A 12127-nucleotide genomic window follows, 5' to 3' on the forward strand; every position below is an offset into this window, starting at 1 on the left:
TGCTCGAACCTGTGTTTAGAGTACATCAGACATCAGATGTCCTCAAGATGTCCCCTCACCCACCCTGGAGCACACATGAACCGACACATCACTCGCCGCCGTGCGGGTCGATTCGCGACGATGGTCGCCGGCACGGTCGCCGCGTCCCTCGCCCTTGCCGGCTGCGGTGGCGGCACATCCGCCGACCCGGAGGAGTCCGGCGCAGCAGCCGAAGTCGACCCCGACGGCATCATCGAAGCCGGCATCTCGTACACGTTGAACGGCAGCTTCGACCCGATGATCGCCTCAGGTGCGGTCACCGTCTCGGTGAACTGGCACGTCTTCGAGGGGCTCGTCGACCTCGACCCCGTGACCAAGAAGCCATACGCCGCGCTCGCCGCCGACCTGCCCACGAAGGTCGACGACACGACCTACGAGGTCGACATCCGCGAGGGCGCGACCTTCCACAACGGCGACCCCGTCACCGCCGACGACGTCGTCTTCAGCTTCGAGCGTGTTCTCGATCCGGCCAGCGGCTCGCTCTTCACCACGTACATCGACTTCATCGACACCGTCACGGCCGTCGACGAGGACACGGTGCAGATCACCACCGACTTTCCCTACTCGCTGATCAACGATCGCCTCGGCATCGTGAAGATCGTCCCGAAGGCCGTGGTCGAAGCCGACCTCGAGGGCTTCGGCGCGAACCCGATCGGCTCCGGTCCTTACTCGCTCGTGTCCGCCACCCCCGAGGACAAGATCGTGTTCGAGCGCTTCGACGACTACAACGGTCCGCGCCCGGCGCTCGCCGCGGGCATGAACTGGAACCTGCTCTCCGACGCCTCCGCCCGGGTGACCGCGATGTCGACCGGCACGATCCAGGCCATGGAGGACGTGCCCTACATCGACGTCGACAGCCTCGCCGCCTCGGCGGATGTCGAGAGCGTGCAGTCGTTCGGACTGCTCTTCATGATGTTCAACACCCAGGCAGCGCCGTTCGACGACGTGCGCGTGCGCCAGGCGATGTTCTACGCGCTCGACATGGACAAGATCATCGAGACCGGCATGCTCGGCAACGCCACCCCCGCGACGTCGTTCCTGCCCGAGACGTACCCGAACTACAACCAGGCGTCGACGGTCTACACCTACGACCCCGACAAGGCTCAGGAGCTGCTCGACGAGGCGGGCGTCTCGGACCTCGCGATCACTCTGCTCACGACCGACACAGGCTGGGTCAAGGAGGTCGCGCCGCTGATCAAGGAGTCGCTGGATGCCGTCGGCGTAGACGTGACGCTCGACATCAGCCAGTCCGCCTCGATGTACGAGAAGGTCGATTCGGGCGACTACACCGTCGCCGTCGCCCCCGGTGACCCGTCGGTCTTCGGCAGCGACCCCGACCTGCTGATGAACTGGTGGTACGGCGACAACGTGTGGAGCAACACCCGCACGAACTGGTCGAACTCCCCGGAGTACGCGCAGCTGAGCGAGCTCCTCGGCACCGCCATCCAGCAGGAGGGCGACGAGCAGCAGGAAACCTGGAACCAGGCCTTCGACCTGCTCTCCGACGAGGCAGTCCTGTACCCGCTGTTCCACCGCAAGCTCCCGACCGCGTGGAGCGGCCAGCAGCTCGTCGGGTTCGAGCCGGTTCCGACCACCGGACTGTCGTTCCTCGACGTCGGCGTCGCGGCACAGTAGTCCGACCGAACCAGCGGGGGCGCGCCGACGGTGCGCCCCCGCTCCACCCCTCCTGAACCCGGAAGGAGCGGCTCGTGTCACACACGCTCCGCCTCATCGGCCGACGACTGCTGCAGTTGCCGCTGATGATCCTCGGCATCACGTTCCTCGTGTTCTTCGTGATGTCGTTCTCCCCCGTCGACCCGGCGCGCACCGCGCTCGGCGAGACCGCATCACCCGAAGCGCTCGAGGCCTACCGCGAGAAGCAGGGCCTCAACCTGCCGCTTCTCGTGCGCTACGTGAACTTCCTGTTCGGCATGGTGCAGGGAAACCTCGGCACCTACTCCGCCCGACAGCTGCCGGTGATCGACGAGGTCGTCCGCGCCTTCCCGGTGACCATCGCCCTGACCTTCCTCGGGCTCGCCATCGCCGTCATCGTCGCCCTCCTGATCGGCGTGCTCGCCGCGGTGTACCGCGACCGGTGGCCCGATCAGATGATCCGCGTGTTCGGAGTGGCGGCCCTCTCGACGCCCTCCTTCTGGCTGGCGATCCTCCTGATCCAGCTGTTCACCCTCACACTCGGCATCCTTCCCGCCTCGGGTCCGCTGCCCGACCCCGCGACGGACTTCGGCGGATGGCTGGCGCGCATGACGCTCCCCGCCGTCGCCCTGGCCGTCCCCGTGATCGGCCAGCTCTCGCGCGTGGTGCGCACCTCGATGGTCGAAGAGCTCGACCGGGACTACGTGCGCACGGCGCTCGGCGCCGGCATCCCGCGATTCATCGTCGTCGGGCGCAACGTGCTGCGAAACGCCCTGATCACCCCGGTCACGGTCCTTGGCCTGCGCATCGGGTACCTGCTCGGCGGGGCGGTCGTGATCGAGATCATCTTCGCGATCCCCGGCATGGGAACCGTCATCCTCAACGGCGTGACCAACAACGAACCCAACCTCGTGCAGGGAGTGACGCTCGCCGTCGCCGTGGCCTTCGTGGTGATCAATATCATCGTGGACCTCCTGTACGTCCTCATCAATCCCCGAATCCGGGCGGTGTGACATGCGACGCAAACTCACAGAACGACTCTCTCTTCCCGGCCTCCGGTTCGGGCGGCTCTCGCTCGGATCGCTGATCTGCATCGTGGCGCTCGCGATCATCGCGTCGGCGGCGATCCTCGCACCGTTGCTGACTCCGTATGACCCGCTCGCCTCGGGCGCTCCGGTGCAGCCGCCGAGCCCCGAGCACTGGTTCGGCACCGATCGTCAGGGCCGCGACATCTTCACGCGGCTCGTCTACGGCGCCCGCTACTCGCTGGTGATCGGGCTCGGAGCGACCTCCGTCGCGCTGGCCGTCGCCTGCGTGATCGGCACCATCGCGGCCACGGCGCCGCGATGGCTCTCCGAGATCGTGATGCGGGTGATGGACATCGTGATGTCGTTCCCCGGCATCGCGCTCGCCGCGGTCTTCGTGGCGGTGTTCGGCAAATCGCTGCCGGTGCTGGTGCTCACGATCGCATTCCTCTACGTGCCGCAGCTGACCCGCATCGTGCGCGCCAACATCCTCGACCAGTACGGCGAGGACTACGTCTCGGCCGTGCGGGTGATGGGATCCGGCACTCCACGGATCATCGTGAAGCACGTGGCCCGCAACGCCATGGCGCCGGTGCTGGTGTTCGCGACGGTCCTGGTCGCCGACGCCATCGTCTTCGAAGCGTCGCTGTCGTTCCTGCAGGCCGGCGTTCCCGACCCCGAGCCCTCCTGGGGCAACGTGATCGCGGCCGGCCGCAACCTGCTGATGAGCGGAGCCTGGTGGGCGACGTTCTTCCCGGGTCTGCTGATCATGCTCACCGTGCTCTGCCTGAACATCCTGTCCGAGGGCATGACTGACGCGATGGTGTCGCCCCGGGCGCGCAAGATCACGGCGGATGCCGCGAACACCGAGGAGTCCACGCACGAGCTCGAGGAGGCCGCGGCCGTCGACGACACCCACGTGATCGCCACGGTCGACACGGCCGTGAACCTCTCGGTACCCAGCGGCGTGCCCGACACCCTCGTGCCCCGCACGCCGACGGTTCCGCTCGAGGAGCGCCTGGCGCGGCTGCGCGAGCGCGAATGGGAGCGCATGGATCGGCTGGTCTACGACGGTGAACCGACTCCGCTGCTCGAGGTCGACAACCTCCGCATCTCGTTCCCGCGGCATGGTGACGTCGACGTGATCGATCACGTCAGCTTCACGGTGCGTCCCGGCGAGACGATGTCGCTCGTGGGCGAGTCCGGCTGCGGCAAATCGATCACGTCGCTGGCGATCATGGGGCTGCTCGACTCGAAGGCCGATATCCGCGGACGCATCCTGTTCGACGGCAAGGATCTGCTGACGATGTCGGCGAAGGAGCGCAACACGCTGCGAGGCCACGACATCGCGATGATCTATCAGGACGCCCTGAGCTCCCTGAACCCGGCGATGCTGATCCGCTCGCAGATGAAGCAGCTGACCTCTCGCGGGGGAACGCGCACTGCCGAGGATCTGCTGACGCTGGTCGGCCTCGATCCGGTCCGCACGCTCGCCTCGTATCCTCACGAGCTGTCGGGCGGTCAGCGCCAGCGCGTGCTGATCGCGATGGCACTCACCCGCGACCCGCGTCTGGTGATCGCCGACGAGCCGACCACCGCGCTCGACGTGACGGTGCAGGCTCAGGTCGTCGAACTGCTGCTGCGCCTGCAGAAGGAGCTCGGGTTCGCGATGCTCTTCGTCTCGCACGACCTGGCCCTCGTCGCTGAGCTCACCCACCGCGTGACGGTGATGTACGCCGGGCAGGTCGTCGAGCAGGGAACCACCCGTGAGGTGCTCACCCAGCCCGTGCACGAGTACACCCGCGGTCTGCTCGGTGCGGTGCTGTCGATCGAGGACGGATCCGATCGCCTGCACCAGGTGTCGGGTGTCGTGCCGTCGCCGCGCGACTTCCCCGCCGGTGACCGGTTCGCGCCGCGGTCTTCCGACCCGACCCGCTATGCGGGGGTGACGCCGGTGCGCCGGCAGATCCGTGGGACCGAGCACTTCTACTCCGCGCATCCTGACGATGCGCCCGTCGAGCCGATCGGAGCAGGACGATGAGCGATCCCGTCATCGAACTCAAGGACGTTCACGTGCGGTACAAGACCCGCGCGTCGACGCTGTTCCGACCGGCCTTCGTCGACGCGCTCGACGGAGTCTCGCTCACGGTGCGGCGCGGCCAGACCCTCGGGATCGTCGGCGAATCCGGATCAGGCAAGTCGACCTCGGCGAAGGTGCTGATCGGACTCGAGAAGCCGACCAGTGGGCAGGTCGTGTTCGGTGGAGAGCCCGTGCGCTCCTTCACCCCGGCGGTGCGCAAGCGTCTCGGCCGCATCCTGTCCGTCGTCTTCCAGGATCCGGCGACCGCACTGAACTCCCGCATGACGGTACGAGACGCCCTGCTCGACCCGCTCCAGGTGCACCGTCTCGGCGATGTGAACTCCCGCCACCGCAAGGTGCGGGATCTGATCGGACTCGTGGGGCTCCCCGCATCCGCTCTCGACGCCCTGCCGAGCCAGCTCTCGGGCGGGCAGCGTCAGCGCGTCGCGATCGCCCGGGCGCTCGTGCTCGATCCGCAGGTGATCGTCGCCGATGAGCCCACCTCAGCCCTCGACGTCTCGGTGCGCGCGCAGATCCTCAACCTGCTCACCGATCTGAAGGAGCAGTTGGGTCTCGGGATGGTCTTCATCTCGCACGACATCCAGACCGTCCGCTATCTCTCCGACGAGATCGCCGTGATGAACAAGGGCAGGGTCGTCGAGTTCGGCGATGCTGCCCGCGTCTTCGAGGCACCCTCCGACGACTACACCAGAACGCTGCTGGGCGCTGCGCCCTCGCTGCTTGAACCGACCCCCTGAAACGACCGGAACACACATGTCTGCTGCCTCCATCGCCCCCGTCTTCGCGGGCGTCGTCCCGCCCGTCGCCACCCCGATGCTGCCGGACGGCACCATCGACCACACCTCGCTCGCGCGACTCGTCGATCGGCTCATCGAGGAAGGCGTCTCCGGCCTCTTCGCACTCGGCTCCACCGGCGAGACCGCCTACTTCACCGACGACCAGCGCGTCGAGTTGCTGCGCACGATCGTCGCCGCGAACGAGGGTCGCGTGCCGATCATCGCCGGAGCGATCGAGCTCACGGCGCCCCGCATCATCGCCACCGCACGTCGCCTGATCGACGCCGGTGCGCAGGCCATCGTGACCACGGCCCCGCTGTACACCCTGAACTCGCCGACCGAGGTCGCCGACCACTTCCGCACCATCGCCGCGGCCATCGACGCACCGCTCTGGGCCTACGACGTGCCGGTGCGCGTGCACTCCAAGCTCGGCGTCGACCTGCTCATACAGCTCGGCTCTGAGGGGGTCATCCACGGGGTCAAGGACTCCTCGGGCGACGACGTCTCATTCCGCCGTCTGATCGCCGCGAACATCACAGCCGGCAGCCCCCTGCAGCTGCTCACCGGGCACGAAGTGGTCGTCGATGCGATGGCGCTCGCCGGGGCGCACGGCGTCGTCCCAGGGCTGGCCAACGTCGAGGCGGCGGGATACGTGCGTCTGTGGAACGCCGCACAGGCCGGAGACTGGGTCGCCGCGCGCACCGAGCAGGAGCGCATCAACCGACTCTTCGACATCGTGTTCGAGCCGAAGGGGCTGTCGGGCGACGCGACCGGAGTGGGCGCGTTCAAGGCCGCCATGCACGCGCGCGGCATCATCGACCACCCGACGATCGCCGACACCGTGCAGACACTCGACGACGCAGCAGTCGCCGGGATCCACGGCATCCTCGCGGGGCTCGGGCTCGCCCCCGTCGCCGGCGCCGTCGCCTGATGACCGAGGTCGTCCTCGCCGTCGATATCGGCGGCACGAAGACGGCCGTGGCTCTCGCCGATCGACAGGACCGGCTGCTCTGCGCCGAGGTGGCCGCGACGCCGGCGGCCTCGGGCCCGGCCGCCGTGGTCGCCACCGTGATCGCGTTGGCCGAGAAGCTGCTGGCGGGTGGCGACCGGCGTCTCGCGGGGGTCGGCATCGGCACTGCAGGAGTCGTGGATGCCGGGACCGGCACGATCGTGTCGGCAACCGACACCTTCACGGACTGGCCGGGCACACCGCTCGCCGCGCTCGTGCGGGCCGGGCTCGGTGCGCGTCTGCCGGCGGATGCTCCGGTGTCGGTGCAGAACGATGTCGACGCGCATGCGGCGGGGGAGTACGCCCACGGTGCCGCGGCCGGGGCGTCGAGCGCGATGATCGTCGCGGTCGGCACCGGGGTGGGGGCTGGGTTGATCCTCGACGGTCGCCCGATCCGCGGCGCGCACCACGTCGCCGGCGAGATCGCGCACATTCCCACTCCGGGCGCGGAACATCTGTGGTGTCCGTGCGGGCGGCGAGGTCACCTCGAGGCCATCGGCTCCGGCATCGGCATGCACCGCCACTTCGTGTCGCTCAGCGGAGACCCCACCATCGTCGATGCGCGCGGGGTGGCGGCCGCGGCGGCATCGGGCGACCCGATCGCTCGACGTGCGCTGGAGGAATCCGCGGCTGCCGTCGGGCGGGCGCTCGCCGCGGCGGCGACGCTCCTCGACCCCGAACGCATCGTCATCACCGGCGGCGTGCCGAACATCGGCGATTCCTGGTGGCGCCCGATGCGTGCGGCCTACCGGTCCGAGGCCATCGACGCGCTGCAGAACACCCCGATCCTGCCGGGTACGCTCGGCGACGACGCTCCGTTGCGGGGCGCCGCAGCATCCGCCTGGAGGACCCAATGAGATTCACCGACACGCTCGACCGCCTGCGAGGCGGTCTCGTCGTCTCGTGCCAGGCGTATCCCGGTGAGCCGATGCGCGACCCCGGCACCATGGGCCAGGTCGCGGCGTCCGCGCTCATCGGCGGGGCCGTCGGCATCCGGGTGCAGGGCATCGCCGACATCCGCGCGGTCGCCGACCTGGCCGTGCCGATCATCGGTCTGTGGAAGGACGGTGACGCCGACGTGTTCATCACACCGACCCTCGCGCACGCGATCGCCGTGGCGGATGCCGGCGCCGACGTCATCGCGATCGACGGCACCCGGCGCACCCGCCCCGACGGACGCAGTCTCGCCGACACCATCGCCGGAATCCGCGCGCACACCGACGCGCTGATCATGGCGGACTGCGGTTCTCTCGACGATGCCCTGGCCGCGGCCGATGCGGGCGCCGACATCCTCGGTACGACGCTCTCGGGCTACACGGGCGAGCGACCGAAGACCGTCGGTCCCGACCTCGACCTCATCGGCCTGATCGCCGCACGCACTCCGTTGCCGATCATGGCCGAGGGCCGCATCCACACCCCCCGGCAGGCCGCGGCCGCGCGAGCCGCCGGCGCGTTCTCGGTCTGCGTCGGGACGGCCATCACCCACCCCGCCACGATCACCTCGTGGTTCGTCGATGCTCTCTCAGGAGACCGCGCATGACCGCTCCGATCCTCGTCAGCGCCTATCCGGTCTCGCCCGCGCACGGCCGGTGGGATCCACAGCTCGAAGCAGAACTGCTCCCCGCGATCTGCGCTCTGCCCGAGGTCGCCGGTCTCGAGGTGCCCTGGATGGGCGGCATCCACCCGCACGATGACGCGTGGTTCCTCGCGCACGTGCCCGCCGTCTCGCTCGCCGTGACCGCGATCCCGCACGTGATGGGCCAGGTCGGCCGAGATGCCCGCTACGGCATCGCCTCGAACGACGCCGAAGGCCGAGAGGCGGCGATCGCCGACCTGCGACGCATCGCCGACGACGTCGCGCGCATCGGGCAGGAGAGCCCTGCGTCGGTGGCCGTGGTGATGCTGCACACGGCGCCCCAGACCACCGGGGTGTCGGACGCGCTGGTGCGCTCCCTCGACGAGATCGCCGGGCTCGACTGGTCGGGCGCACAGCTCGTGATCGAGCACTGCGACGCGCACGTGCCCGAGCAGCAGTACGAGAAGGGCTTCCTGCCGCTCGCCGATGAGATCACCGCCATCCGACGTTCGGGCGCGCCGGTCGGTCTGTGGCTGAACTGGGGACGCTCCGTCATCGAGCTGCGGGACGCCGACGCGGTGACCGCGCAGATCTCGGATGCCGCGGCATCCGGCCTCCTCACCGGGCTCGCCTTCTCGGGAGCCGCACCCGTGCAGAGCCCGTACGGATACCCGTGGATCGATGCGCATCTGCCGATCGTCTCGACCTACCCCGAGTCGCTCTCGCTGCTCGACGACGCGCACGTGATGGCGGCGCTCGTCGCGGCAGGCGACGTGCCCTGGCTCGGGCTCAAGGCCGCGCGGCGGCCCGATGACGTGACGGCGGCCGACGCGCTGGCGACGGTCGAACGCAACCTTCGGGTGATCACCGGCCGCTGACGAACAGCCCGCCCGAAACTCACAGCCCGCTCCCAGGGTCACGGGACCAAAACAGGCCGCTCGTGGGTTCTCCTCTAAGACGCCGCAGCCAGCGACGTCGGACAAGGAGTCAGATCATGTCGAACGACTACACCAAGACCCCCGAGGCGGTCAGCGCCCTCACGCACCTGCAGTACGAGGTGACGCAGGAGGATGCCACGGAGCCGCCGTTCCGCAACGCCTACTGGAACACCAAGGACGACGGCATCTACGTCGACGTCGTCTCGGGCGAGCCGCTGTTCTCGTCCACCGACAAGTTCGACAGCGGTACCGGATGGCCGAGCTTCACCCGCCCGATCGACGCCGATGCCGTCACCACCCGCACCGACCGCAAGCTGTTCATGAAGCGCACCGAGGCGCGTTCCGCGGTCGCCGACAGCCACCTCGGGCACGTCTTCGACGACGGCCCCCGTGACGCCGGCGGCATGCGCTACTGCATGAACTCCGCGGCGCTGCGGTTCATCCCGGCTGACAAGCTCGAGGAGGAGGGGTACGGTCGCTACAGCCGCCTCTTCCCCGGCATCACGAGCACCACGATCACCACCGACACCGCTGAGGAGCAGTCATGACCGACACCGGAACCATCACCCGCACACCCGGGACCGAGACCGCCGTCCTCGCCGGCGGCTGCTTCTGGGGCATGGAAGACCTGATCCGCCGTCAGCCCGGCGTGCTCGACACCCGTGTCGGCTACACGGGTGGCTCGAACGACCACGCGACCTACCGCAACCACCCCGGCCACGCCGAGGCGGTCGAGATCGTGTTCGACCCGACCAAGACCACGTACCGCGACATCCTCGCGTTCTTCTTCCAGATCCACGACCCGTCGACGAAGGACCGTCAGGGCAACGACCGCGGGTCCAGCTACCGTTCCGCGATCTTCCCGCTCAGCCCCGAGCAGGAGCAGGTCGCGCGCGACACGATCGCCGACGTCGACGCCTCGGGTCTTTGGCCGGGCAAGGCCGTCACCACGATCGAGCCGGAGGGCCCGTTCTGGCAGGCCGAGGAAGAGCACCAGGACTACCTGATCAAGTACCCCAACGGCTACACCTGCCACTTCCCGCGTGCGGGCTGGGTGCTGCCGAAGCGCGCTGAGGCCTCTGCGGTCTGAGCATCACGAAAGCCCTCCGTCCTTCGGGTCGGAGGGCTTTCTCGTGCCCGTCAGGACTGTGCGAGGAACGCTAGTGCCGCGCTCCGGAAGTCGCGCGAGCCGGGCGCGTTGAAGTGGTTCCGGCCCGGGATCTCGAAGAACTCACCACCCGGGGCGGCGGATGCCAGGGCGCGCGAGCCTTCGATGATCGCGTCCTCCGACCCGGTCGCGAACAGGATCGGGCGGGTCGGGGCGTCCTCGGGGTCGGGGTCGATCGTGCCGGAGGCCCGCATCCCCTCGGCCAGGGCGACGAGCGCGCCGAGGTCGTTGCCCGGCACCCGCTCAGTCAGCGCGATGTAGTTCTGCGTGGTCTGGTCTGCCACGGGGGTGCCGTCGGCGAGATACGCCCGCACCTGATCGAGGTCGAGTCGCGCGAGCGGGATGCCGTCGGGCACACCGCCGAGCACGGCCCGACCGATGCGCTGCGGCAGATCGCGCACGACCTCCCAGCCGACGCGCGCGCCGAGCGAGTAGCCGACGTATTGCGCGTCGTCGACGAGGTAGGCGTCCATCACGGTCTCGACGTCGGTCGCGAGGGTGCGGATGCGGTAGCCCTCGGGCTCATGCGGCTTCTGGCTGAGTCCGTGCCCGCGCTGGTCGAGAGCGAGCACCCGGTAGCCGGCCTTCGTGAGGTCGCGCACCCAGCCGGTGAGCCCCCAGTTGTCGCGCGCGTTCGAGGCGAAGCCGTGCACGGTCACCACCACCGGGGCGTCGACGTCGCCCCACGTGTAGGTCGCGAGGCGGGTGCCGTCCGCGGCGTACACCTGCTGCGGTTCGGGCATGCTGGTCAGGTCGGAGAGAGGGACAGCCACGGCATCCATTGTGCCCCGGTCCTGCGGTCGAGCGAGCAGGCATATCGATATGCCGGAAGATACGCCCCGGGACCGAACTAACCTGAAGGCTCCGCGCGCAGAATCGACCGCGCGCCACCTCACCAGGGAGGTTCCGATGGGGCGTGACACCGACGAGATCGAGCGACGACTGGCCGACGTCGATGCGAAGATCTCCCGACATCCACTCGCCTCGACGCCGGTGACCGACGCGTTCGCCGTCATCGAGAAGCACGGCAAGGAGCACGAGGATGCGATCGCACAGGAGCTGCGCGATCGCGATCTGCCCACGCTCGAGGAACTGGGCAGGCTGCAGGTGCGAGGGACCTTCAGCTGGTGGAAGCTCCACCGTGATCGGCGAGCGCTGCTGAAGAAGCTCGGCCGCACGGACGACGCATGATGCGGATACTCCGCGGGATCAGCGCTCCGCGTGCACGATGAGCCAGCGGGCGACCGCGTCTTCGTCGCCGGTGTTGTGGATGCGGTGGGGCACTGAGCACGGGTAGCTGATCGAGTCGCCGGGGCGGAGGATGACGCGTTCGGCGTCGAAGTCGATCGTCAGCTCGCCGGAGACGACCGTGCCGACCTCGTAGCCGTCGTGGCGGAACAGGCCCATCTCGGCGTGCGCGCTCGCTCCTGGCGGATAGGTGGACTCGAAGTAGTCGATCCCGGGCGTGCGGCCGGGCGAGACGCGACGGAACAGCACGCCGCTCTCGAGAGTGACCGATGACGACTGGCCGGCCCGGACGAGTGCAAAGCCGCCCGCGGTGGCCTCGACCTCGGCGAGAGGTTCGACCGACGTGTCGAAGACCGCGGCCAGCGGCACTCCGAGGGCGTCGGTGATGGCGATGAGGCGCGAGACGCTCGGACGCATCACGCCCCGTTCGATCTGCGAGACCGCGCTGGGCGAGATACCCAGTCGGGCAGCGAGCGCCCGTGCCGACATGCCCTCACGCTTGCGCAGATCGCGCAGGCGGACGCCGACGTCGAGTCCGGCGGCCTGCGGGGCGAGCGTGTCCTCGACGTTCGACATGCCCCGAGTCTACGGATA

General features: G+C 68.9%; 13 protein-coding genes. 11 read left to right on the top strand and 2 right to left on the bottom strand.

Annotated elements, in window-relative coordinates; genetic code table 11:
* Nucleotides 1-75: 75 nt before the first annotated feature.
* The 10 genes from AC2D10_RS12245 to msrA all read left to right on the top strand — a co-directional run bounded on the left by AC2D10_RS12245 (nt 76) and on the right by msrA (nt 10207).
* Nucleotides 76-1674 (top strand): ABC transporter substrate-binding protein, encoded by a 1599-nt coding sequence (locus AC2D10_RS12245; RefSeq protein WP_484708037.1) that lies wholly within the window; start codon nt 76-78, stop codon nt 1672-1674.
* 74 nt (nt 1675-1748) lie between these two features.
* Nucleotides 1749-2705 (top strand): ABC transporter permease, encoded by a 957-nt coding sequence (locus AC2D10_RS12250; protein WP_484708038.1) that lies wholly within the window; start codon nt 1749-1751, stop codon nt 2703-2705.
* Nucleotide 2706: 1 nt separating this feature from the next.
* Nucleotides 2707-4758, top strand: a complete 2052-nt coding sequence (locus AC2D10_RS12255; protein WP_484708039.1) for a dipeptide/oligopeptide/nickel ABC transporter permease/ATP-binding protein — start codon at nt 2707-2709, stop codon at nt 4756-4758.
* On the top strand, nt 4755-5555 hold the full coding sequence (locus AC2D10_RS12260) for an ABC transporter ATP-binding protein (RefSeq protein ID WP_484708042.1): 801 nt from the start codon (nt 4755-4757) through the stop codon (nt 5553-5555). The genes AC2D10_RS12255 and AC2D10_RS12260 overlap by 4 nt, the downstream gene beginning before the upstream one ends.
* Before the next feature lie 16 nt (nt 5556-5571).
* Complete coding sequence (locus AC2D10_RS12265) at nt 5572-6525, top strand: dihydrodipicolinate synthase family protein (RefSeq protein WP_484708043.1); 954 nt, start codon at nt 5572-5574, stop codon at nt 6523-6525.
* Nucleotides 6525-7460, top strand: a complete 936-nt coding sequence (locus AC2D10_RS12270) for an ROK family protein (RefSeq protein WP_484708044.1) — start codon at nt 6525-6527, stop codon at nt 7458-7460. The genes AC2D10_RS12265 and AC2D10_RS12270 overlap by 1 nt, the downstream gene beginning before the upstream one ends.
* A complete protein-coding gene (locus AC2D10_RS12275) occupies nt 7457-8143 on the top strand; it encodes an N-acetylmannosamine-6-phosphate 2-epimerase (RefSeq protein WP_484708045.1) in 687 nt (228 codons plus the stop codon). Before AC2D10_RS12270 ends, AC2D10_RS12275 begins: the two co-directional genes overlap by 4 nt.
* Nucleotides 8140-9057 (top strand): DUF4862 family protein, encoded by a 918-nt coding sequence (locus tag AC2D10_RS12280; RefSeq protein ID WP_484708046.1) that lies wholly within the window; start codon nt 8140-8142, stop codon nt 9055-9057. Before AC2D10_RS12275 ends, AC2D10_RS12280 begins: the two co-directional genes overlap by 4 nt.
* Before the next feature lie 116 nt (nt 9058-9173).
* Nucleotides 9174-9665, top strand: a complete 492-nt coding sequence (gene msrB, locus AC2D10_RS12285; protein ID WP_484708047.1) for a peptide-methionine (R)-S-oxide reductase MsrB — start codon at nt 9174-9176, stop codon at nt 9663-9665.
* The gene (msrA, locus tag AC2D10_RS12290; protein ID WP_484708048.1) at nt 9662-10207 is read left to right on the top strand and encodes a peptide-methionine (S)-S-oxide reductase MsrA; all 546 of its coding nucleotides are present in this window, start codon (nt 9662-9664) and stop codon (nt 10205-10207) included. Before msrB ends, msrA begins: the two co-directional genes overlap by 4 nt.
* Before the next feature lie 50 nt (nt 10208-10257).
* On the opposite strand, the gene AC2D10_RS12295 is transcribed toward msrA, so the two are convergent.
* Nucleotides 10258-11067, bottom strand: coding sequence for an alpha/beta fold hydrolase (locus tag AC2D10_RS12295; RefSeq protein WP_484708049.1), 810 nt, complete (start codon nt 11065-11067; stop codon nt 10258-10260).
* Between the two features lie 127 nt (nt 11068-11194).
* Here AC2D10_RS12295 and AC2D10_RS12300 point away from each other — a divergent pair, with 127 nt between their 5' ends.
* Nucleotides 11195-11476 (top strand): hypothetical protein, encoded by a 282-nt coding sequence (locus AC2D10_RS12300; RefSeq protein WP_484708051.1) that lies wholly within the window; start codon nt 11195-11197, stop codon nt 11474-11476.
* A gap of 18 nt (nt 11477-11494) precedes the next feature.
* On the opposite strand, the gene AC2D10_RS12305 is transcribed toward AC2D10_RS12300, so the two are convergent.
* Nucleotides 11495-12109 carry a helix-turn-helix domain-containing protein gene (locus AC2D10_RS12305; RefSeq protein ID WP_484708052.1) on the bottom strand — a complete coding sequence of 205 codons (615 nt, stop codon included), beginning with the start codon at nt 12107-12109 and terminating at the stop codon, nt 11495-11497.
* Nucleotides 12110-12127 lie beyond the last annotated feature (18 nt).

It is taken from the genome of Microbacterium sp. PI-SA-G, assembly GCF_057215335.1.

Coding starts and splice junctions, on each gene's coding strand:
- AC2D10_RS12245 (WP_484708037.1), top strand. CDS start 76: ATGAACCGACACATCACTCGCCGCCGTGCGGGTCGATTCGCGACGATG.
- AC2D10_RS12255 (WP_484708039.1), top strand. CDS start 2,707: ATGCGACGCAAACTCACAGAACGACTCTCTCTTCCCGGCCTCCGGTTC.
- AC2D10_RS12260 (WP_484708042.1), top strand. CDS start 4,755: ATGAGCGATCCCGTCATCGAACTCAAGGACGTTCACGTGCGGTACAAG.
- AC2D10_RS12265 (WP_484708043.1), top strand. CDS start 5,572: ATGTCTGCTGCCTCCATCGCCCCCGTCTTCGCGGGCGTCGTCCCGCCC.
- AC2D10_RS12270 (WP_484708044.1), top strand. CDS start 6,525: ATGACCGAGGTCGTCCTCGCCGTCGATATCGGCGGCACGAAGACGGCC.
- AC2D10_RS12275 (WP_484708045.1), top strand. CDS start 7,457: ATGAGATTCACCGACACGCTCGACCGCCTGCGAGGCGGTCTCGTCGTC.
- AC2D10_RS12280 (WP_484708046.1), top strand. CDS start 8,140: ATGACCGCTCCGATCCTCGTCAGCGCCTATCCGGTCTCGCCCGCGCAC.
- msrB (WP_484708047.1), top strand. CDS start 9,174: ATGTCGAACGACTACACCAAGACCCCCGAGGCGGTCAGCGCCCTCACG.
- msrA (WP_484708048.1), top strand. CDS start 9,662: ATGACCGACACCGGAACCATCACCCGCACACCCGGGACCGAGACCGCC.
- AC2D10_RS12295 (WP_484708049.1), bottom strand. CDS start 11,067: ATGGATGCCGTGGCTGTCCCTCTCTCCGACCTGACCAGCATGCCCGAA.
- AC2D10_RS12300 (WP_484708051.1), top strand. CDS start 11,195: ATGGGGCGTGACACCGACGAGATCGAGCGACGACTGGCCGACGTCGAT.
- AC2D10_RS12305 (WP_484708052.1), bottom strand. CDS start 12,109: ATGTCGAACGTCGAGGACACGCTCGCCCCGCAGGCCGCCGGACTCGAC.